Source organism: Micromonospora sp. NPDC047670, assembly GCF_043204915.1.
In the GTDB taxonomy this organism is placed as follows: domain Bacteria; phylum Actinomycetota; class Actinomycetes; order Mycobacteriales; family Micromonosporaceae; genus Micromonospora.
Window position 1 is genome coordinate 419445 of sequence record NZ_JBIDDA010000003.1, and the last position, 18804, is coordinate 438248.

Below are 18804 nucleotides of genomic sequence, written 5' to 3' on the forward strand. Positions count from 1 at the left end.
GGAGAAAGTCTACCCCTAGGCGCCCGAGATCGCGCCGCCCGGCTCCCGGACGTGATCAGCCCCGCCCCGGCCGGTCGCGCCGGCCTGCTCCGCGTCGGACCGGATGTCGATCCGCCAACCGGTCAGCCGGGCGGCAAGCCGGGCATTCTGCCCCTCCCGGCCGATGGCGAGGGATAGCTGGAAGTCCGGGACGGTGACCCGGGCCGTCCGGCTGGCCAGGTCGACCACCTCGACCCGCAGCGCCTTGGCCGGGGACAGGGCGTTGCCGACGAAGGTCGCCGGGTCGTCCGACCAGTCGATGATGTCGATCTTCTCGCCGTGCAGCTCGCTCATCACCGCGCGGACCCGCTGGCCCATCGGGCCGATGCAGGCGCCCTTGGCGTTCACGCCCTGCGTCGTGGAGCGGACCGCGATCTTCGTGCGGTGACCCGCCTCACGCGCGATCGCGCCGATCTCGACCGTGCCGTCGGCGATCTCCGGCACCTCGAGCGCGAAGAGCTTCTTGACCAGCGCCGGATGGGAGCGGGAGAGGGTGATCTGCGGACCGCGCATCCCCTTGGCCACGTGCACCACCACGCAGCGGATCCGCTCGCCGTGCGCGTACCGCTCGCCGGGCACCTGCTCCGACTGCGGCAGGACGCCCTCCAGCTTGCCCAGGTCGACGCTGACGATGCCCTTCTCGGCCCGCGCCTCGTGCGCCTGCACCACGCCGGTGACCAGGTCGCCGTCGCGGCCGACGTACTCGCCGAAGTGCACCTCGTCGGTGGCCTCCCGCAGCCGCTGGAGGATCACCTGCTTGGCGGTCATGGCGGCGATCCGACCGAAGTCGTGCGGGGTGTCGTCCCACTCCCGCACCACGGTGCCGTCGTCGTCCAGCTCCTGCGCGTAGACCAGGGCCGCGCCGGACTTGCGGTCGATCTCCACCCGGGCGTGCGGCTCCGCACCCTCGGTGTGCCGGTACGCGGTCAGCAGCGCGGTCTCGATCGCCGCGAGGATCGTGTCGAACGGGATCTCCCGCTCGCGCTCGAGTGCGCGCAGCGCCGCGAGGTCGATGTTCACCTCTCCTCGTCCTCCACATCATCTTCGTCGTCGAAGTCGTCGGTGTCGTCCATGTCGTCGGGTTCGTCCGTCTCCTCGATCTCGTCGAGGCGGTGGAACTCGACCTGCACCCGGCCGGGGCCGAGCTCGGGGTAGGCCCACGCGGCGCGGCCGGTGTCGGTCTCCAGCACCACGCGCTCGTCGTCGGCCTCGACCACCCGGCCGGTGACCTGCCGGTCACCCACGGGCTGTTCGGCGCGCTGCCCGGGCAGGGCGCCCGCGCCGCGCGCGGTCACCTTGACCAACCGCCCGACGTTGCGCCGCCAGTGCCGCGGCAGGGTCAGCGGCCGGTCCACGCCCGGGGAGCTGACCTCCAGCTGGTATTCCCCGGCGACGATGTCGCCGCCGGCCTCCTCGGCCGCGTCGAGGGCCGCGGAGACGGCCCGGGAGACCTCGGCGACGGCGTCCAGGTTGATCCCGCCGTCGGCGTCCACGATCACCCGCACCACGTGTCGGCGGCCGGCCCGGGAGACGGAGAGGTCCTCCAGGTCGTAGCCGGCGCCGGCGACCACCGGCTCGATGACCTCACGCAGCCGGGCCCGCCGGGCGGCGAGGTCGCCGCGCGGGCCGCCGGCGCGTTCCCCGCCCCGGGGGGCGTCGGCGCGCCGGGGTCTGCCCGCCGGACCCGTCGACCTCGTGGCACGGCCACGCTGCGTCATCTCCGCACCCTTCTCGTGATCGACGGCGGCCCGATCGGTCGCCATGCCGGCACGCCACCGGGGCTGACGCGCCGGTGGCTGCGCAGAGCGTAACGCGCCTGCCGGGCGCGGGACCGGGCGGCGCACCGACGCCGGTGGCCCACGTACGACCGGTCATGGTGTTGACTTGTCCGGTGGCGACGGGCAGAACGACGCAACACGGCAGAGCAACCGGGCATTCCCGGCGAACGGTGCTGCGCGCCGGGGCACTCCTGGCACTCGGCGGCGCGGCGGCGCCGCTGACCGGCTGTGATCTTCTCGACCGCGACGCCGATCCCACCCCGGGCCCCGACCCACTCACGCCGCTGCTCGACGAGGCGCTCCGGCTCGCCGCCGGGCACCGCGACGCCGCCGCGGCGCATCCCGCGCTGGCCGGCCTGCTCACCCCGATCGCCGAGGCGCACGGGGCACACGCGGCCGAACTGGCCCGGGTGATCGGCGTGCCGCCGCCCTCGGCACCCGCCGCGGCCACCCCCGCCCCGGCGGGCGACCCGGCCGCGGCGCGGGCCGCGCTGCGCGAGCGCGAGCGCGCCGGTCGGGAGACGGCGACCAGGGCCTGCGCGGCGGCGCCGGCGGAGCGGGCCGCGCTGCTCGCCTCGATCGTCGCCGCCCGGGCCACGCACGTGGAGGCGCTGAAGTGACCGCACCGACACCGTCCGGGCCGGCCGGGGCGCTCGGCGCCGCGCTCACCGCCGAGTACGCGGCGATCTGGGCCTACGGTCCCATCGGGGTGCGCCTCACCGGCGCGGCCCGCAGCGCCGCCCGGGAGGCGGAGGCCGCGCACCGGCGCCGCCGCGACGACCTGGTGGTGCAGCTGAGCGCGGGCGGCGGCCCCGTCCCGCCGGACCGGGCGGGCTACGCCCTGCCGTTCCCGGTGACCGACCGGGCGAGCGCGTTGCGGCTGGCCGTCGAGGTGGAGGAGCGTACGGCGGCGTTCTGGCGCGCGGCGGTGGCGGCCACCACCGGCGCCGACCGGGACAAGGCGCTGGCCGCCCTGGTCGAGTACGCCCTGCGGGCGACCCGCTGGCGGCGGACGGCCGGGATCACCCCGCTGACCGTGCCGTTCCCCGGCCGGCCCGCCTGACCGCTGCTCCCGAGGGTCACGCTCCGGTTGCGGCCCGCATACCAGGTATGCATACTCCCTTCACATGTCCATCCGTCACGGGCTGCTCGCCCTGCTCGAACGCGGCCAGATGTACGGCTACCAGCTCCGCGCCGCGTTCGAGGAGTCGACCGGCTCGACCTGGCCGCTGAACATCGGGCAGGTCTACACCACCCTGTCCCGTCTGGAGCGGGACGGGCTGGTCCGCTCGCTTCCCGAGAGCGAGGCCGGGCAGCGCCCGTACGAGATCACCGACGCCGGACGGGCGGACCTGGCGCTGTGGTTCGCCACCCCGATCAGTCGCTCCGACCGCCCCCGCGACGAGCTGGCGATCAAGCTGGCCCTCGCGTTGACCACCCCCGGCGTCGACGTGCGGTCGGTGGTGCAGACCCAGCGCAGCGCGACCATGCGCACGTTGCAGGAGTTGACCCGGCTGAAGTACGCCAGCGACCGCCCGGAGGACCTGCCGTGGCGGCTGGTGCTGGACGCCATGCTCTTCCAGACCGAGGCCGAGGTCCGCTGGCTGGACCACTGCGAGACCAGCCTGGTGCGCTACCGTCCGGCGGAGCCCGGCCGGCTGCCGACGACGCCCACCGGGGCGGTGGACCGGGCGGACGAGGAGGCGCGACGGTGAACGCGGGCGGCGGACCGGCGGGCGGGAGCCCGGCCACGGCCGTGCTCGACGTACGCGACGTGCACCGCACCCACGGCACCGGGCCGGCGGCCGTGCACGCGCTGCGCGGGGTGAGCCTCGCCGTCCACCCGGGCGAACTCGTGGCGGTGATGGGGCCCTCCGGCTCCGGGAAGTCGACCCTGCTGGCCCTCGCCGGCGGGTTGGACGGCCCGACGGCCGGCGAGGTGTACGTGGAGGGCGAGCCGCTCGGCGCGCTGGACCGGCGCCGCCTCGCCCAGGTGCGTCGCCGCCGGATCGGCTACATCTTCCAGGACCTCAACCTGCTCGGCAGCCTCACCGCCGTGGAGAACGTCGCGCTTCCCCTGGAGCTCGACGGGACCGGCGTCCGGCGGGCCCGCCGGCTGGCGCTGGACGCGCTGGCCGAGGTGGGCCTGCCCGAGCTGGGCGACCGGTTCCCCGACCAGCTCTCGGGCGGCCAGCAGCAGCGGGTGGCGATCGCCCGCGCGCTGGTCGGCGAGCGGCGGCTGGTGCTCGCCGACGAGCCGACCGGGGCGCTGGACTCGCAGACCGGCGAGGCGGTGCTGCACCTGCTGCGCCGGCGGGTCGACGCGGGGGCCGCCGCGGTCCTGGTCACCCACGAGGCGCGGCACGCCGCCTGGGCCGACCGGGTGGTCTTCCTCCGCGACGGGACGCTGGTCGACTCGACCGCCCCGCTGGGCAGCGTGGAGCAGCTGTTGAGCGGCAGCGGTCGGTGACGGCGGGCCGGGGCGGCCGGCTCGCCGGCGCCGTCGGCTCCTGGTGGGCGGCGCTGCGGATCGCCCGGCGGGAGGCCCGCCGGGCGCGGGGGCGTACGGCGCTGGTGCTCGCGATGATCACGCTGCCGGTGCTGGTGCTGACCTTCACCGCCGTGAGCTGGGACATGGCCGAGCTGACCCGGGCCGAGCGGAACGGGCGCCAGCTCGGCGTCGCCGACGCGGAGCTGCTCTGGGTGGCGCGGGGCCCGGTCTTCCAGGACGCCTGGGGTGAGGGCTGGGGGTCCACCGAGGACGACCCGCTCCCGACCGGACCGGTCACCGCCGGGCAGGTGACCGCCCTGCTGCCGGCGGGGAGCCGGGCGATCCCGCTGCGCCGGTGGGTCTCGTTCGACGCCCGCGTCGGCGACCGGGTCAAGGACGGCTTCAACGGGCGCGCCGTGGACCTCGCCGACCCGCTCGGCCGTGGGCTGGTCCGGTTCCGCTCGGGCCGGGCGCCGGCCGGGCCGGACGAGATCGCGGTGAGCCCGGCGGCGCTGCGCCGCCTCGACGTCCGCCCCGGCGGCACCGTCACCTCCGGCGACGGCTCCCGCTCGTGGCGCGTGGTCGGGGTCGTCGAGTACCCCGACGACCTGGGCCCGGTGGTGACGCTGCACCCGGCGGCCCCGAGCCCGGCGGACCCCGAGCCCGAGACGAGCTGGCTGGTCGACCTGCCCGGCGCCGTCGACGAGGACACGTTCGGCCGGCTCAACGAACACGGCCTGGTGGTACGCGCCCGCACCCCGGCCCCGCCGTCGAACGCCGGATCGGTGCCGCCCCCCGACGGCTCCCGGGTGGACGTCGAGGGGATGAGCGTCTCGGTGCTCGTCGGCGGGCTGGGGCTGCTGGAGGTGGTGCTGCTCGTCGGGCCGGCCTTCGCGGTCGGCGTACGCCGGCGGCGGCGGGATCTCGCGCTGATCGCCGTGGCCGGCGGGGACGACGCCCACCTGCGCCGGATCGTGCTGGCCGACGGCGTGGTGCTGGGCGCCCTCGGAGCCGCCGCCGGGGTGTCGCTCGGCATCGCCGCCGCGTTCGCCGGCCGGCCGCTGGTGGAGCAGCACCTCTACGGGGCGCGCTTCGGCGGGTACCGCTGCTGGCCGGAGGCCCTCGCGGCGATCGCCGCCGTCGCGGTGCTGGCCGGGGTGCTGGCCGCGCTGGCCCCGGCCTGGACGGCCGCCCGGCAGGACGTGGTGGCGGGGCTGGCCGGCCGCCGCACCCCGCCGGCGCACCGGCGGCGCTGGCTGACGGCGGGGGTCGCCCTGGTCGTCGGCGGTGCCGGGGTGGCCGCGCTCGGCGCCGCCCGGACGGCGCCGACGGTGATCCTCACCGGCCTGGTCCTCGGCGAGCTGGGACTGGTCTTCGCCACCCCGACGCTGGTCGGCCTGCTCGCCCGGCTCGGCCGGTCGCTGCCGCTGGCCCCGCGGATCGCCCTGCGCGACGCCAGCCGCAACCGGTCCTCGACCGCACCGGCGATCTCCGCCGTGATGGCGGCGGTCGCCGGCAGCGTCGGCGTCGGCGCCTACCTGGCCAGCGACCAGACCCGGTCGGCCGCCGCGTACGAGCCGAGCCTCCCGCCCGGCACCGTGCTGGTGACCCTGCCCGACCGGGCGGACCGGGCCGGGCCGGTTCTGGACCAGATCGCCGGGCCGGCCCGCGAGCATCTGGGGGCCCGGACGGTCGCGCCACTGGTCGACGCCGGGTGCGCGACCGCCACCGGACCCTGTTCGGTCTCGCCGGTGCTGCCGCCCGAGCGGGCCTGCCCCTGGCAGCCGCACGACGGGCTCAGTGAGTCCGACCGGCGGCGGGCCCGCGCCGACGCCCGTTGCCGCGGCGGCCCCGACGACCGCCTCGGCCCGTTCTTCCAGGCGGTGGTGGACGACGGCGCGGCGCTGCCGGTCCTCACCGGCGCCGGTCCCGCCGACGTCGCCGCCGCCACCGCCGCGCTGCGGGCCGGTGGCGTGGTGGTCACCGATCCGCGCTACGTGGTGGCCGGCCGGGTCGACATCGTGGTGTCCCGCCCCGGGCCGGAGGGGCCCGTCCCGTCCCCGCCCACCACGATCGACGCGTACGCGTTCCACACCGGCCTGGGCGTGCGGCAACTGCTGGTCTCCCCCCGGGCGGCCGACCGGCTCGGGCTGACCGCCCGCCCGCTCGGCTGGGCGGTCGCCGCCGACGGGGTGCCCGACGAGGACCGGCAGGACAGGTTCCGCGCCGCCCTGCGACCGCTCGGGGCGCAGGTGGAGGTCGAGTCGGGCGGCCCGACCGGCGACGACCGCCCGGCGCTGTTCCTGCTGGCCGCCGCGGCGGGGATGATCACCTTGGGCGCCGCCGGCATCGCCACCGGGCTGGCGGCGGCCGAGGGGCGCGCCGACCTGTCCACCCTGGCCGCGGTCGGCGCCGGTCCGGGCCTGCGCCGGCTGCTCTCGCTCTGCCAGGCGGGGGTGATCGCCGTACTGGGCTCGGCGCTCGGCATCGCCGCCGGCCTCGGCTCGGCCGTGATCATCCTGACCGCCCTCAACCGCCGGTACGCCGGCACGTGGCCGGTCCAGGACCCGTACCCGGTGGTGGTCCCGTGGACCACGCTCGGCGTCCTGGTGCTGGTACCGCTGGTCGCGATGCTCGGCGCGGGGTTCTTCACCCGGTCCCGGCTGCCGGTCGAGCGACGCCTCGACTGACCGCCCGGGAACGGGCACACTGGTGCCCGTGCCCGTCCTGGGAGCCCTCACCCGCCGCGTCGGTCACCACCGCTGGTTCGGCGCCGCCGCCCGCCTGCTCGTCCCCGCCGACCGGGTGGTCGGGCGCCTCACCCGGGGTCGGGTGGTCGCGCTGGGCCTCGTCCCGTCGCTGGTCGTCACCACCACCGGCCGGCGCTCCGGCAAGCCGCGCAGCAACCCGCTGCTGTACGTGCCCGACGGCGACGCGTACGTGGTGGTCGGCACCAACTTCGGCCAGGCCCGCCAGCCGAGCTGGGCGTTGAACCTGCTCGCCGACCCGGCGGCCGAGGTGGCGGTGAAGGGCCGCCGCGTCCCGGTGCGCGCCGAGGTCGCCACCGGCGCCGAACGGGAGCGGCTGTGGCGCCTCCTGGTCGAGGAGTGGCCGGCCTACGAGGCGTACGTCCGGCGGGCCGGCGGCCGCGAGATCCTCGTCTTCCGGCTGGTTTCCGACGGGCGCGGCGTGCCGGGCGGGTCGGGCGGGCGCGACTAGGGTGAGGTGGTGACCCGCGTCGACGGCGGCCCGCCGGCCGGGTCGCGACGGGCGGCCCGGTTGCGAGGGCGTGAGGTGGTCGGCGTGGACGTGGACGGCGGAGCCGCCGACGGCGACGTGCGCCCGGACGATCCACGGTGGGCGGTGGCCGAGCGGGTCTCCGACGCCGCCCGCCGGCGCTTCCCGGCCGGCGTGCTCGCCGTGGCGGTGCACGGCCCGCTCGCGCACGGCGACGACGACGGCGGCGGGGACGGCGAGGTCGGGCTGCTGGTGGTGACCTACCGACCCGGCGGCGGCCCGCCCCCGGCGACCCGGCGGGTCGACGGCGTGCTGGTCGACCTGACCGTGGCCGGCGCGGACGACTACCTGCGCCAGGCCCGGGTGATCTCCCCGCTCTGGCCGCTGACCGCCGACCGGTACGTGAGCACCCGGGCGCTGCACGACCCGACCGACTGGCTGCGCACGCTGCGCGACGCCCACCTGGGCCGGCTGGCGCGGGCCCGGCCGGCCGAGTTCAGCACGGCCGCCCGGCAGGCGTGGTACAGGGGCAGCGCGGCGCACGCCCGGGCCGCCCGGCTGGCCGAGTGGTACGAGACCGACCAGGCCCTGCTGATGCTCGGCGAGGCGCGGCTGGCGGCGGCCATGGTGCACGGCCTGCTCAGCCGCACCTACTTCCGCGACCCTGGGGACGCGGTGCGGCGCACCGGCCTGGCCGGCGCGGACATGACCGAGGTGGGCGGGGTGCTGGCCCGCCAGGCGGAGGAGCTGGCCGCCCGGGGCCGCCCGGTCGACGGCACGGTCGACGACCTCCTCGACGGCTGAGGACGGACCGGCCCTTCTCCCGGCGGCGTCCCCCGGGCCACGAGTGAGCCTGCGAAGGGTGATCACGAACGGACGGGCGGCTTGCGCTAAGCATACCGCGTATGCATACTCCGTATCCATGTCCTTTCGCCGCTGCCTCCCGGGCCTGCTCGCGTGTGAGCCGACGTCCGCCGACCCACTCCGCTCCGCCTTCGACGACACAGCGCCCTTCCACCGCGCCCCCACCGGCGAGAGCGCGGCGGCCGTCCGATGAACGTCCTGGAGATACGCGAGGCGCGCCGGGTGCACGGCGCTGGCGACACCTCGGTCACCGCACTGAGCGGCGTCAGCCTCTCCGTACGGCCCGGCGAACTGGTCGCGGTCATGGGCTCGTCCGGGTCCGGCAAGTCCACGCTGCTCAACCTGGCCGGCGGTCTGGACCGTCCGACCGGCGGCGAGGTGTGGGTGGAGGGCGCCCGCCTCGACACGCTGAACGGCCAGCGGCTCGCCGCGCTGCGCCGCCGTGCGGTGGGTTACGTGTTCCAACACCTCAACCTGCTGCCGAGTCTCACCGCCGTCGAGAACGTCGCGCTACCGCTGGAACTGGACGGTGAAGGCATCCGCCGGGCACGCCGCCAGGCCGTGGCCGTGATGGAGGAGGTCGGCGTGGCCGACCTCGGTCAGCGGTTCCCCGACGAACTCTCCGGCGGGCAGCAGCAGCGGGTGGCGATCGCCCGCGCACTGGTCGGGCACCGGCGGCTGGTGCTCGCCGACGAGCCGACCGGGGCGCTCGACTCGCAGACCGGGGAGGCGGTGCTCCGGGTACTGCGCTCCCGCGTCGACGCGGGGGCTGCCGCCGTGCTGGTCACCCACGAGGCACGGCACGCCGCCTGGGCGGACCGGGTGGTGTTCCTCCGTGACGGGGCGGTGGTCGACACCTCCGGCCCGCTCGGCCGGCCCGAACATATGCTGGGGGAGTTCTGATGAGACGACAGTCCGGCACGCTCGCCTCCTGGCGGACCGCCCTCCGTCTCGCCCGACGCGAGACGCGGCGGGCCAAGGGTCGCAGCGCACTGGTGGCGGCGCTGATCATGCTGCCGGTGACGGCACTCAGCTTCGCCGCCGTCACCTACGACATGTTCCGGCTCACCCCCACCGAGCGGGCGGAGCGCACGCTGGGTCAGGCGGACCTGAAGCTCACCTGGATGTCACGGAATCCCCCCGGGCAGTCCGAGCTGAACAGCGTCCTGCCAGCGGGCAGCCGGTCCCTCCCCGTCGGGCAGGGACCGACGTCGTGGAAGACCGTCAGCGGCGTCGGGGAGGTCGAGACCCACTGGCTCGATCTGACCGACCCGCTCACCGACGGCATGGTCGAGCTGCGCAGCGGCCGTGCGCCCAGCGGCGAGACCGAGTTGGCCGCCAGCGAGCCGGCCCTGCTCCGCCTGGGCACGACCGTCGGTGGGACGGTGACCGTCGCCGACGGGTCCCGGCGGTACACCGTGGTGGGTGTCGTCGAGATCCCCGGCAACCTGCGCGAAGTCGTCGTGCTGCCGTCGGCGGCGATGCCCGGCCCGGCGAGCACCTGGCTGGTCGACACCCCGGGCCCGGTCACCCTGGAACAGGTGGAACAGCTCCAGTCGGGCCCGAGGCCGTTCCAGGCGACGTCGCGCGCGCTCACCCTGGATTCCCCGCCCTCGCTGCGGGAGCCGACCCGCGTGAACGCCGACACGATCAGCGCCGGCACCCTGATCGCCGGACTCGGCGCGCTGGAGGTCGTCCTGCTGGCCGGGCCGGCGTTCGCGATCGGCGCCCGGCGCCGGTCGCGCGAACTCGGCCTGGTCGCGGCCAACGGCGGCAACCCGGCCCACCTGCGTCGGATCGTCCTCGCCGACGGCGTGGTGCTGGGGCTGGCCGGCGCCGCGGCCGGCGTCGCACTCGGTGTGACCCTGGCCGTCCTCGGGCGCCCGCTGGTGGAGGAACACCTGGCCCACGTGCGGGCGGGCGGCCACCGCTTCCACCCTGTGGCCCTGCTGGCCGTCGCCGGGCTGGCCGTGCTGACGGCGATGGCCGCGGCCCTGATCCCGGCGCACACCGCCGCCAGACGCAGCGTCGTCGCGGCGCTGGCCGGACGGCGGGGCGCGACCCGCTCCCGCCGCCGCTGGGTGGTCACCGGAGTGGCGGTGACCCTCGCCGGCGCCGGGCTCACCGCCTACGCCGTCCCGCGGGTGTCGACCAACCTGATCCTCGCCGGGCTGTTGCTGATCCAGGTCGGCCTGGTGTTCTGCACGCCCGGCGTGGTCGGTCAGGTCGCCCGGGTCGGTCGTCACCTGCCGCCGGCCCTCCGGATCGCGCTGCGGGACGCCAGCCGCAACCGGGCGGCCGCCGCACCGGCGATCTCCGCCGTGATGGCCGCCGTCGCCGGCACCGTCTGCCTCGGCGTGTACGTCGCCAGCAACGACGCCCGGCAGGCCGCCTCGATCGTGCCGGCGCTGCCCGAGGGCACGGTGTCCGTCACCCACGACGGCGGCTCGGCCGCCCCCGTGCCGCTGCGGCGGATCACGGCCCTCGCCACCACGCTCCTCTCGACCAGCACGGTCGTCGAGGTCCGCGGGCTGGCCTGCCCGGCGGGCACCGGGTCGCCCGACTCCTGCGGAGTGACGGTGGAACGGCCGGAACGACAGTTGTGCCCCTACCCCGGCGGCGCCTCCCCGGACGACCAGCGTCGCGCGCGGAACGACCCACGCTGCGACAGGCGCCTCCCCAAGATCTCCGGCCGGTACCTCGGCGTCCTGGTCGACGACGGGACGGCGCTGCCGCTGCTCACCGGAGCGCGGGGCGAGGACCTGGCGAAGGCGACCGCCACGCTGCGGGCCGGCGGCGTGGTCGTCACCGACCCGCTGGACGTGGCGGACGGCACCGTCACGGTGCAGACGCTGCTGCCGCTCGGGCCGCAGGGGAAGGGGAAGGGACGGGCAACCCCGCGCACGGCTCTTCCGGCGTACGTCCTGACCACGGGGCTGGACGTGCCACGGACGATCCTGTCGCCGGCCGCGACGGCGCGCGTCGGGCTCGACGTACGGCAGCGGGGTTTCGTGGTGAGTCCCCGGGAGGTCCCGGACATCGCCCGGGCGGACGCCTTCGCCGCCGCCGTGCAGGAGGTCTCGCTGGGGCTGCGGGTCGAGGTGCAACGCCCTCCGCAGGACTCGTCGAACTCGCTGCTGCTCGTCATGGCCGTCGCGGCCGGGCTGGTCACCCTCGGGGCCACCGGGATCGCGACCGGTCTCACGGCCGCCGACAGCCGGCCGGACCTGTCGACCCTGGCCGCCGTCGGCGCGAGCCCGCGCATCCGCCGGGTCCTGTCGCTGAGCCAGTCCGGTGTGATCGCCGGCCTGGGCTCCCTGTTCGGCCTCGTCGCCGGTCTCGGGTCGGTCCTCGCCGTCCTCGCTGCCATCAACCAGGGCTACGCCCGTTCCTGGCCCGTGCAGGACCCCTACCCGATCGTCGTCCCGTGGTCGGTCCTCGGCGTGCTGGTCGTGGTGCCGCTGGTCGCCATGCTCGGCGCCGGGCTGTTGGTCAGGTCCCGCCTGCCGGTCGAACGCCGCGCCGGCTAGCTTCCGCCCCGTCGGTAATGGGTCGGTGCGGGGCCGAAGCCGCTACGGCGGCGGCCTCGCCCGGCCCGTGACCGGCGCCGGCCAGGTCGCGCCCGCCTGGCGTGCGACCGCGGCTCAGCCGGTGGCGCCCTGGACGCCGATGAAGGCACCGATGAGGTAGGTGGCGCCGGCCGCCGCGGCGCCCAGCAGGAGCTGGCGCAGGCCGGCGGACCACCAGGCCCGGGCGGTGAACCGGGCGACCACCGCCCCTGCCGCGAAGAGCCCCAGCCCGCCGACGGCCAGCGCCAGCCAGAGGCTGGTCGAGCCGAACAGGTAGGTCAGCAGCGGCACCAGCGCCCCGACGGAGAAGAACAGGAACGACGAGATCGCCGCCGCCCACGGGCTGGGCTGGTCGTCGGGGTCGACACCGAGCTCCTCCCGGACGTGCACCCGCAGGGCCTCCTCCGGGTTGCGCCGCACGGCCTCGGCGACCTGCATGGCGAGGTCGTGCGGCAGGCCCCGCGCGACCCACGCCTGGGCCAGCTCGCGCGCCTCGGCCTCGGGGTGCCGCTCCAACTCGCGGCGTTCCTTGGCCACCTCGGCCGCGACCTGCTCGTTGGCCGAACGGACGCTGGTGTACTCCCCCAGCCCCATCGAGATGGCGCCGGCCACCAGGCCGGCCACGCCGGTCAACACGACGCTGCGGGGCGACACCCCGCCGCCACCGACGCCCGCGATCAGGGCGATGTTGGTGACCAGACCGTCCATCGCGCCGAAGACGGCGGGCCGCAGCCAGCCGCCGGACACGTCCGCGTGGTGCGCCTCGCGCAGGGCCGCCGGGGTGTCCGTCACGGCAGGGTGAGGATCTCGTGGCCGTCCTCGGTCACCACGATGGTGTGCTCGAACTGTGCCGTCCACTTACGGTCCTTGGTGACGACCGTCCAGCCGTCGTCCCACATGTCGTACTGGTGGGTGCCGAGGGTGATCATCGGCTCGATCGTGAACGTCATCCCCGGCTCCATCACGTCGGTGGGGCGAGGGCTGTCGTAGTGCGGCACGTAGAGCCCGCTGTGGAAGGACTCGCCGATGCCGTGGCCGGTGAAGTCGCGCACCACGCCGTAGCCGAAGCGCTTCGCGTACGACTCGATGACCCGGCCGATCACGTTGATCTGGCGGCCCGGGGCGACGGCGCGGATGCCGCGCATCATCGCCTCGTGGGTCCGCTCGACCAGCAGTCGCGCCTCCTCGCCGACCTCGCCGACGCAGAATGTGGCGTCCGTGTCGCCGTGCACCCCGTTGATGTACGCGGTGACGTCGACGTTGATGATGTCGCCGTCCTGCAGCACCGTCGAGTCGGGGATGCCGTGGCAGATCACCTCGTTGAGGCTGGTGCAGCAGGACTTGGGGAAGCCCTTGTAGCCCAGCGTCGACGGGTAGGCGCCGTGGTCGCAGAGGAACTCGTGCACGACCCGGTCGATCTCGTCGGTGGTCACGCCGGGCTTGCAGTGCTCGCCGGCGAGCTGGGTGGCCTGCGCGGCGAGCCGACCGGCGATCCGCATCTTCTCGATGGTCTCCGGGGTCTGCACGTGCGAGCCGCGCCACTCCTGGGGACGCTTCTTGCCCACGTACTCCGGGCGGACGATGTGGGCGGGCACGGGCCGCCACGGGGAGAGCGTGCCTGGGGTCAGCGGCGGGCGGACGGTCATGGCCCCAAGCCTATCGCCGGGCGGGCGGGTGACCCCCGCCACCGCCCGCCCGGCCCGGTTGTTGCCGTGCCCGGGGCGCTGTGCCATTGTGGCTGCGTGGATCAAGGGGACGGCGCGCCTCCCGTCTTCTCCGCCAGCGCGGAGACCGACGGCGGTCACCTCCGCGTCGTGGTGACCGGCGAGGTCGACATGGCCACCGCCGACACCATGGTCCAGACGGTGCTGCGGGAGCCGGCCGAGCGGGTGACGCTCGACCTGCGGGAGGTCACCTTCTTCGACTCGGCGGCCATCCACGCCGTGGTCCGGCTGGCCCAGCAGTTCCCCGACACCCTCGCCGTGCTGCCCTCGCGGCAGGTCCGCCGGGTGCTGGACATCTCCGGCCTGGGCGACCAGGGCTGGCTCCGCCCGGCCTGACCGGCCGCTGCCGGGCGCGCTCAGTCCGCCAGCCGCCGGCGCAGCGTCACTTCCGTCCCATCTGCGGCACGCGTGACCGACAGCTCCCCCAGCGCCTTGATGAGGGACAGCCCCCGCCCGCGGAACCCCGACCCGGACGACTCCCGCCACCGGCCGCTGTCGCGCACCCTGGCCACCACGGTGCGGTCCTCGATGGTCACCTCGACGCTGATCGTCGGCTCCGCCGGGTCGACGGGGTGCTCGATGGCGTTGGCGGCCGCCTCGGAGACGGCGACGGTCAGATCGAACAGGTCGGTCTCGCCGACGGAGTGCGCGACGAGGAAGTCCTCCAGCCGCTTGCGCAGCACGCTGAGCCGGGTCGGGTCGGCGGGCAGCCGCAGCGCGAGGCGGTTCAGCTCCGCGGCCTCCAGGGCGAGCACCGCGACGTCGTCACGCAGCGGCCGCCCGGCGATCCGCGCCACCACGGCGTCGACCAGGTCGGCGACGTGCCGGCCGGGCAACGCCGCGTCGCTGCGGAGCCGGGCCAGCGCCGCGTCGATGTCGAGCTCCCGGTCCTCGATCAGCCCGTCGGTGTAGAGCAGCAGCCGGCTGCCCGGAGCCAGCGTTCCCTCGACTGTCCGGTAGGACGTGTCCGGGATCGCCCCGACGGGCGGCCCGAGCGCCCGGTCGTGCAGGAACTCCACGTCGCCTCCCCGGATCAGCAGGGGTGAGGGGTGACCGGCGCTGGCGTACCGCAGCCGGCCGGTGCGGGGGCTGAACCAGAGGCAGACGACGGTGGCGAAGGAGCGGCTCTCCGTCGTCCCGACCAGCCGGTTGAGCCGGGTCAGCGACTCGCCGGGGTCGAAGCCCTCCAGCACGTACGCCCGCAGCGCGTTGCGGAGCTGGCCCATCGCCGCGGCCGCGCGGACACCCTTGCCGACCACGTCGCCGATGGCCAGCACCAGATCCTCCTCGCCCAGCGAGATGACGTCGTACCAGTCGCCGCCGACCTCCACGTCGGCGCTGCCGGGCAGGTAGCGGCTGGCGACCAGGGCCCCCGGCAACTGGGGCAGGGACCGGGGCAGCAGGCTGTGCTGCAGGGTGGTGGCGATGCGGTGCTCGGCCTCGTAGAGCCGGGCGTTCTCCAGCCGCACGCCGACGAGCCGGGCGAGCTGGGTGAGGGCGGCCTCGTCGGTGTCGGCGCCGTCGCCCGCCGGGCGCCAGACCCGCAGCTCGCCGAGCTGCTCGCCGGTGGTGCCGGTGAGCGGCAGCACGAAGGACGGCTCGATCGGGGCCACCCCGCCACCGTCGGCCGCGAAGCGCATCCCGGTGGCCGAGACCACCACCCGGGCGGCCTCGGCGAGGCTCACCGCGTGCCGCGCGGCGACCTGGAGCACGTCGGCCGTGGAGCGGGCCGTGTTGACCGCGACCGCCGCGTCCGCCAGGGCGCGCAGCCCACGGATGATCTGGCCACGGAGCTGACCCAGCTCGACGTTGGCGCGGACCCGGGCGATCAGCTCCTGCCCGGAGAAGGGTTTGGTGAGGTAGTCGTCGGCGCCTACCGAGAGCCCGGCGACCGCCTCGGCCGAGCCGGCGCGGGCGGAGAGCAGCACGATCGGCACGTGCCGGGTGCGCCGGTCCGCGCGCAGCGCGGCGACCAGCCCGAAGCCGTCCAGCCGGGGCATCATCACGTCGGTCAGGATGAGGTCGAACGAGCCGTCGACGGCCAGCCGCAGCGCCTCCACGCCGTCGGCGACCGCGACCACCTCCCACGACGGGGCGAGCAGCCGGGTGACGTGTTCGCGCAGGTCGGCGTTGTCGTCGGCGACCAGGATCCGGCCGGCGGCGCCGGAGCGGGCCATCCGCGTCGCGCCCTGCCCGGCGGCGTCGGCCCAGAGCGCGGTCTCCGCGACGTAGAGGTCGGCCTGGGCAAACTCGACCTGCGCCGCGGGGGCGGCGTCCGCGACTCGCTCGGACGGCAGGTGCCCGGTGCCGAACGGGACGGTCACCGTGAAGGTGCTGCCCTCGTCGACGCGGCTGCTGGCGGCCACCTGGCCGCCGTGCATCTCGACCAGCTCGCGGACCAGGGCCAGCCCGATCCCGGTGCCCTCGTGGGTGCGCGAGCGCACCCCCGGCACCCGGTGGAACCGCTCGAAGACCTGCGGCAGTTCCTCGGGCACGATGCCGACGCCGGTGTCGGAGACCTCCAGCCGGGCGGCGCCCTCGACCGCGCGGATCCGCACCCGGATCTCGCCGTCGAAGGTGAACTTCACCGCGTTGGAGACGAGGTTGAGGACGATCTTCTCCCACATGTCCCGGTCCACGAAGACCGGCGCCGGCAGCGGCGGGCAGTCCACCACCAGGCGCAGCCCGGCCCGCTCGGTCACCGAGCGGAAGGTGCTGGCCAGTCGGGAGGTGTAGTCGGCCAGGTCGGTGGGCTGGTAGTGGGCGGCCAGCCGGCCGGCCTCCAGCCGGGAGAAGTCGAGCACCGTGTTGACCAGCTTGAGCAGCCGCAGCGCGTTGCGGTGCATCATGGTGAGCCGGTCCGTGTACGTCGCGGGCAGCGCAGGGTCGGCGAGCAGGTCCTCCAGCGGGCCGAGCACCAGGGTCAGCGGGGTGCGAAACTCGTGGCTGATGTTGGCGAAGAAACTGGTCTTGGCCCGGTCCAGGGCGGCCAGCTCGACGGCGCGGGCACGCTCGTGCTCGTACGCCAGTTGCGTGCCGACGGCCCGGGACATCTGGGCGGCGACCAGGTCGAAGAAGTCGCGGTACTCGTCGGTGAGCGGCAGCCGGCGGGCTACACCGACGACCAGCGCCCCGACGGTCTCGTTCGCGGCGGTGAGCGGCAGCACCAGCGCCCGCTCGGTCGCGTCGGCCGGGACGCGGGCGAGCAGGTCCGTCACGGCCACGGTGGTGGCGCCGACGGCGGCGAGTTCGGCGAGCCGCGCCGGGGGCGGCGCGACGAGCCTCTCGGCGTCGACTCCGCTGCACCCGGTCAGCGCGAGGCCGCCGTCCTCGCCGGGCAGGTACACCAGGGCGAACGGCACGTCCGAGCGGTGGCGGTCGAGCACCGCCGCGGCGGTCCGGCCGAGTTCGGCGGTGCCACCCACCTCGGCCAGCTCGCTGCCCAGCTCGGCCAGCAGCCGCAGCCGGCGCTCCCCGAGCACCCGGCCGGTGGTCTCGTTGACGATGCAGAAGATGCCGTCCACGGTGCCGGCGGCGCCGAGGATCGGGTCGTACGAGACGTCGAAGTACGTCTCCTCCAGAAAGCCGTGCCGGTCGAGCGGAAAGGGGTGGTTCTCGGCGCGGTACGACCGGCCGTCGCGCCGGACGCCCTCCAACAGCGGCCCGAGCACGTCCCAGGTCTCCACCCAGTGCTCGCGGGCCGGCTGGCCGAGCACGTCCGGGTGCTTGCCGCCGATGGTCGGCCGGTAGGCGTCGTTGTAGAAGGCGAGCTCCTCCTCGCCCCAGAACATGACGATCTGGGCGCTGGAGGCGAGCATCATGCCGACCGCCGCGCAGAGCGCGGAGGGCCAACGGTCCGGGCTGCCCAGCGGGGTGGCGGACCAGTCGAACGAGCGCATCCGCTCGCCCATCTCGCCGCCGGCGGCGAAGGCCGCGGCGAGCACCGGGGGGATCTCCGCCCGGGCGCGGTCGGACGAGTACCCCTCGTCCACGCCCCTCTGGGCCGAGCTCATGCAGCCTCCCGCGCCGGCCGTCCCCGCTTCGGCCCGATGATCCATCCGGCCGTGCCCCGCTCTGTACCCCGACGGACCAGCAACGTAACGCATCCCGCGCCCGTGGCGCTGTTTACGTCCGCCCATCCGGTCGTCGACTGCCCGACAGCCCCGCCGCGGCCGGCCCCGGGCGGGCCGGCCGGCCGCCCGGAACCCGGCCACCACAAGGCCCTCGGTCCCGTCTACGGGACTACCCGGCGCCGGTCCGGGCCACTCGCCCGCCGACTGTGATATCGGCGACACCCGCCGCCGGCCGCGTCCTCCACAACGGAGGAACCCGCTCACAACGGGGTGACGTACGCGCCCGTGATGCCGCCGTCGACCACGAACTGCGCGGCCGTCATGAAGGAGGCGTCGTCGCTGGCGAGGAAGGCCACGGCGGCGGCGATCTCCTCCGGCCTGCCGAACCGCCCCATGGGCACGTGCACCAGCCGGCGGGCCGCGCGCTCCGGGTCGGCGGCGAAGAGCTCCAGCAGCAGCGGGGTGGCGACCGGGCCCGGGCAGAGCGCGTTGACCCGGATGCCCTCCCGGGCGAACTGCACGCCCAGCTCCCGGGTCATCGCCAGCACCCCGCCCTTGCTCGCCGTGTACGCGATCTGCGAGGTGGCCGCCCCCATCAGCGCCACGAACGACGCGGTGTTGATGATCGACCCGCGGCCCTGCCGGCGCATGTGCGGGATGACGTACTTGCAGCAGAGGTAGACGCTGGTCGTGTTGACCCGCAGCACCCGCTCCCACGCGTCCAGGCCCGTCTCCAGGATGGAGTCGTCCTCCGGCGGGGAGATGCCGGCGTTGTTGAACGCGACGTCGATCCGCCCGTGCCGCGCGGCCACCCCGTCGAAGAGGTCGCGCACGGCCGCCTCGTCGGCGACGTCCGCGGCGACGAACTCGCCGCCGACCTCCTCGGCGGCCCGCTTGCCGGCCTCCGGGTCGACGTCCACGCAGACCACCCGCGCCCCCTCTGCGGCGAACCGCCGCGCGGTGGCCAGCCCGATCCCGCTGCCCGCTCCGGTGACCACGGCCACCCGGTCCTCAAGACGACCCTGCACG

16 protein-coding genes are annotated in these 18804 nt (G+C 75.7%); 10 read left to right on the plus strand and 6 right to left on the minus strand.

Annotated elements, in window-relative coordinates; translation table 11 throughout:
• Positions 1-15: 15 nt before the first annotated feature.
• Together nusA and rimP are read right to left on the minus strand one after the other, a co-directional pair.
• Positions 16-1059 (minus strand): transcription termination factor NusA, encoded by a 1044-nt coding sequence (nusA, locus tag ACGF7U_RS09905; RefSeq protein ID WP_393104881.1) that lies wholly within the window; start codon positions 1057-1059, stop codon positions 16-18.
• Positions 1056-1757, minus strand: coding sequence for a ribosome maturation factor RimP (gene rimP / locus ACGF7U_RS09910; RefSeq protein ID WP_393104883.1), 702 nt, complete (start codon positions 1755-1757; stop codon positions 1056-1058). Before rimP ends, nusA begins: the two co-directional genes overlap by 4 nt.
• A gap of 230 nt (positions 1758-1987) precedes the next feature.
• Here rimP and ACGF7U_RS09915 point away from each other — a divergent pair, with 230 nt between their 5' ends.
• The 9 genes from ACGF7U_RS09915 to ACGF7U_RS09955 all read left to right on the plus strand — a co-directional run bounded on the left by ACGF7U_RS09915 (position 1988) and on the right by ACGF7U_RS09955 (position 11939).
• Positions 1988-2437: a hypothetical protein gene (locus tag ACGF7U_RS09915; RefSeq protein WP_393105296.1), complete on the plus strand. Its 450-nt coding sequence runs from the start codon at positions 1988-1990 to the stop codon at positions 2435-2437.
• Positions 2434-2880: a ferritin-like domain-containing protein gene (locus ACGF7U_RS09920; RefSeq protein WP_393104885.1), complete on the plus strand. Its 447-nt coding sequence runs from the start codon at positions 2434-2436 to the stop codon at positions 2878-2880. The genes ACGF7U_RS09915 and ACGF7U_RS09920 overlap by 4 nt, the downstream gene beginning before the upstream one ends.
• Positions 2881-2944: 64 nt before the next feature.
• Positions 2945-3532, plus strand: coding sequence for a PadR family transcriptional regulator (locus tag ACGF7U_RS09925; protein ID WP_393104887.1), 588 nt, complete (start codon positions 2945-2947; stop codon positions 3530-3532).
• Positions 3529-4287 carry an ABC transporter ATP-binding protein gene (locus ACGF7U_RS09930; protein WP_393104889.1) on the plus strand — a complete coding sequence of 253 codons (759 nt, stop codon included), beginning with the start codon at positions 3529-3531 and terminating at the stop codon, positions 4285-4287. The genes ACGF7U_RS09925 and ACGF7U_RS09930 overlap by 4 nt, the downstream gene beginning before the upstream one ends.
• On the plus strand, positions 4284-6998 hold the full coding sequence (locus tag ACGF7U_RS09935; RefSeq protein ID WP_393104891.1) for an FtsX-like permease family protein: 2715 nt from the start codon (positions 4284-4286) through the stop codon (positions 6996-6998). Before ACGF7U_RS09930 ends, ACGF7U_RS09935 begins: the two co-directional genes overlap by 4 nt.
• Positions 6999-7026: 28 nt before the next feature.
• Positions 7027-7527: a nitroreductase/quinone reductase family protein gene (locus tag ACGF7U_RS09940; RefSeq protein WP_393104893.1), complete on the plus strand. Its 501-nt coding sequence runs from the start codon at positions 7027-7029 to the stop codon at positions 7525-7527.
• A gap of 90 nt (positions 7528-7617) precedes the next feature.
• Positions 7618-8349: a nucleotidyltransferase domain-containing protein gene (locus tag ACGF7U_RS09945; RefSeq protein ID WP_393105298.1), complete on the plus strand. Its 732-nt coding sequence runs from the start codon at positions 7618-7620 to the stop codon at positions 8347-8349.
• 249 nt (positions 8350-8598) lie between these two features.
• Complete coding sequence (locus ACGF7U_RS09950; RefSeq protein WP_393104895.1) at positions 8599-9312, plus strand: ABC transporter ATP-binding protein; 714 nt, start codon at positions 8599-8601, stop codon at positions 9310-9312.
• On the plus strand, positions 9312-11939 hold the full coding sequence (locus ACGF7U_RS09955) for an FtsX-like permease family protein (RefSeq protein ID WP_393104897.1): 2628 nt from the start codon (positions 9312-9314) through the stop codon (positions 11937-11939). Before ACGF7U_RS09950 ends, ACGF7U_RS09955 begins: the two co-directional genes overlap by 1 nt.
• 114 nt (positions 11940-12053) lie before the next feature.
• Here the strand turns inward: ACGF7U_RS09955 and ACGF7U_RS09960 are convergent, their stop codons facing one another.
• Both ACGF7U_RS09960 and map read right to left on the minus strand, forming a co-directional pair.
• On the minus strand, positions 12054-12770 hold the full coding sequence (locus tag ACGF7U_RS09960; RefSeq protein WP_393104899.1) for a VIT1/CCC1 transporter family protein: 717 nt from the start codon (positions 12768-12770) through the stop codon (positions 12054-12056).
• Positions 12767-13624: a type I methionyl aminopeptidase gene (gene map, locus ACGF7U_RS09965; protein ID WP_393104901.1), complete on the minus strand. Its 858-nt coding sequence runs from the start codon at positions 13622-13624 to the stop codon at positions 12767-12769. The genes ACGF7U_RS09960 and map overlap by 4 nt, the downstream gene beginning before the upstream one ends.
• Before the next feature lie 96 nt (positions 13625-13720).
• Between map and ACGF7U_RS09970 the strand changes: the two genes are divergently transcribed.
• The gene (locus tag ACGF7U_RS09970) at positions 13721-14038 is read left to right on the plus strand and encodes an STAS domain-containing protein (protein ID WP_393104903.1); all 318 of its coding nucleotides are present in this window, start codon (positions 13721-13723) and stop codon (positions 14036-14038) included.
• 20 nt (positions 14039-14058) lie between these two features.
• Here ACGF7U_RS09970 and ACGF7U_RS09975 read toward each other — a convergent pair whose 3' ends face one another.
• Positions 14059-17715, minus strand: coding sequence for a SpoIIE family protein phosphatase (locus ACGF7U_RS09975; RefSeq protein WP_393104905.1), 3657 nt, complete (start codon positions 17713-17715; stop codon positions 14059-14061).
• 320 nt (positions 17716-18035) lie between these two features.
• Entirely contained in the window at positions 18036-18803 is a 768-nt protein-coding gene (locus tag ACGF7U_RS09980; protein ID WP_393104907.1) for a 3-oxoacyl-ACP reductase, read from the minus strand.
• Position 18804: the final 1 nt, after the last annotated feature.

Bases quoted from the DNA above. Each gene is read 5' to 3' on its own strand.
- rimP (WP_393104883.1), bottom strand. From the start codon at position 1,757: ATGACGCAGCGTGGCCGTGCCACGAGGTCGACGGGTCCGGCGGGCAGA.
- ACGF7U_RS09925 (WP_393104887.1), top strand. From the start codon at position 2,945: ATGTCCATCCGTCACGGGCTGCTCGCCCTGCTCGAACGCGGCCAGATG.
- ACGF7U_RS09950 (WP_393104895.1), top strand. From the start codon at position 8,599: ATGAACGTCCTGGAGATACGCGAGGCGCGCCGGGTGCACGGCGCTGGC.
- ACGF7U_RS09955 (WP_393104897.1), top strand. From the start codon at position 9,312: ATGAGACGACAGTCCGGCACGCTCGCCTCCTGGCGGACCGCCCTCCGT.
- map (WP_393104901.1), bottom strand. From the start codon at position 13,624: ATGACCGTCCGCCCGCCGCTGACCCCAGGCACGCTCTCCCCGTGGCGG.
- ACGF7U_RS09975 (WP_393104905.1), bottom strand. From the start codon at position 17,715: ATGAGCTCGGCCCAGAGGGGCGTGGACGAGGGGTACTCGTCCGACCGC.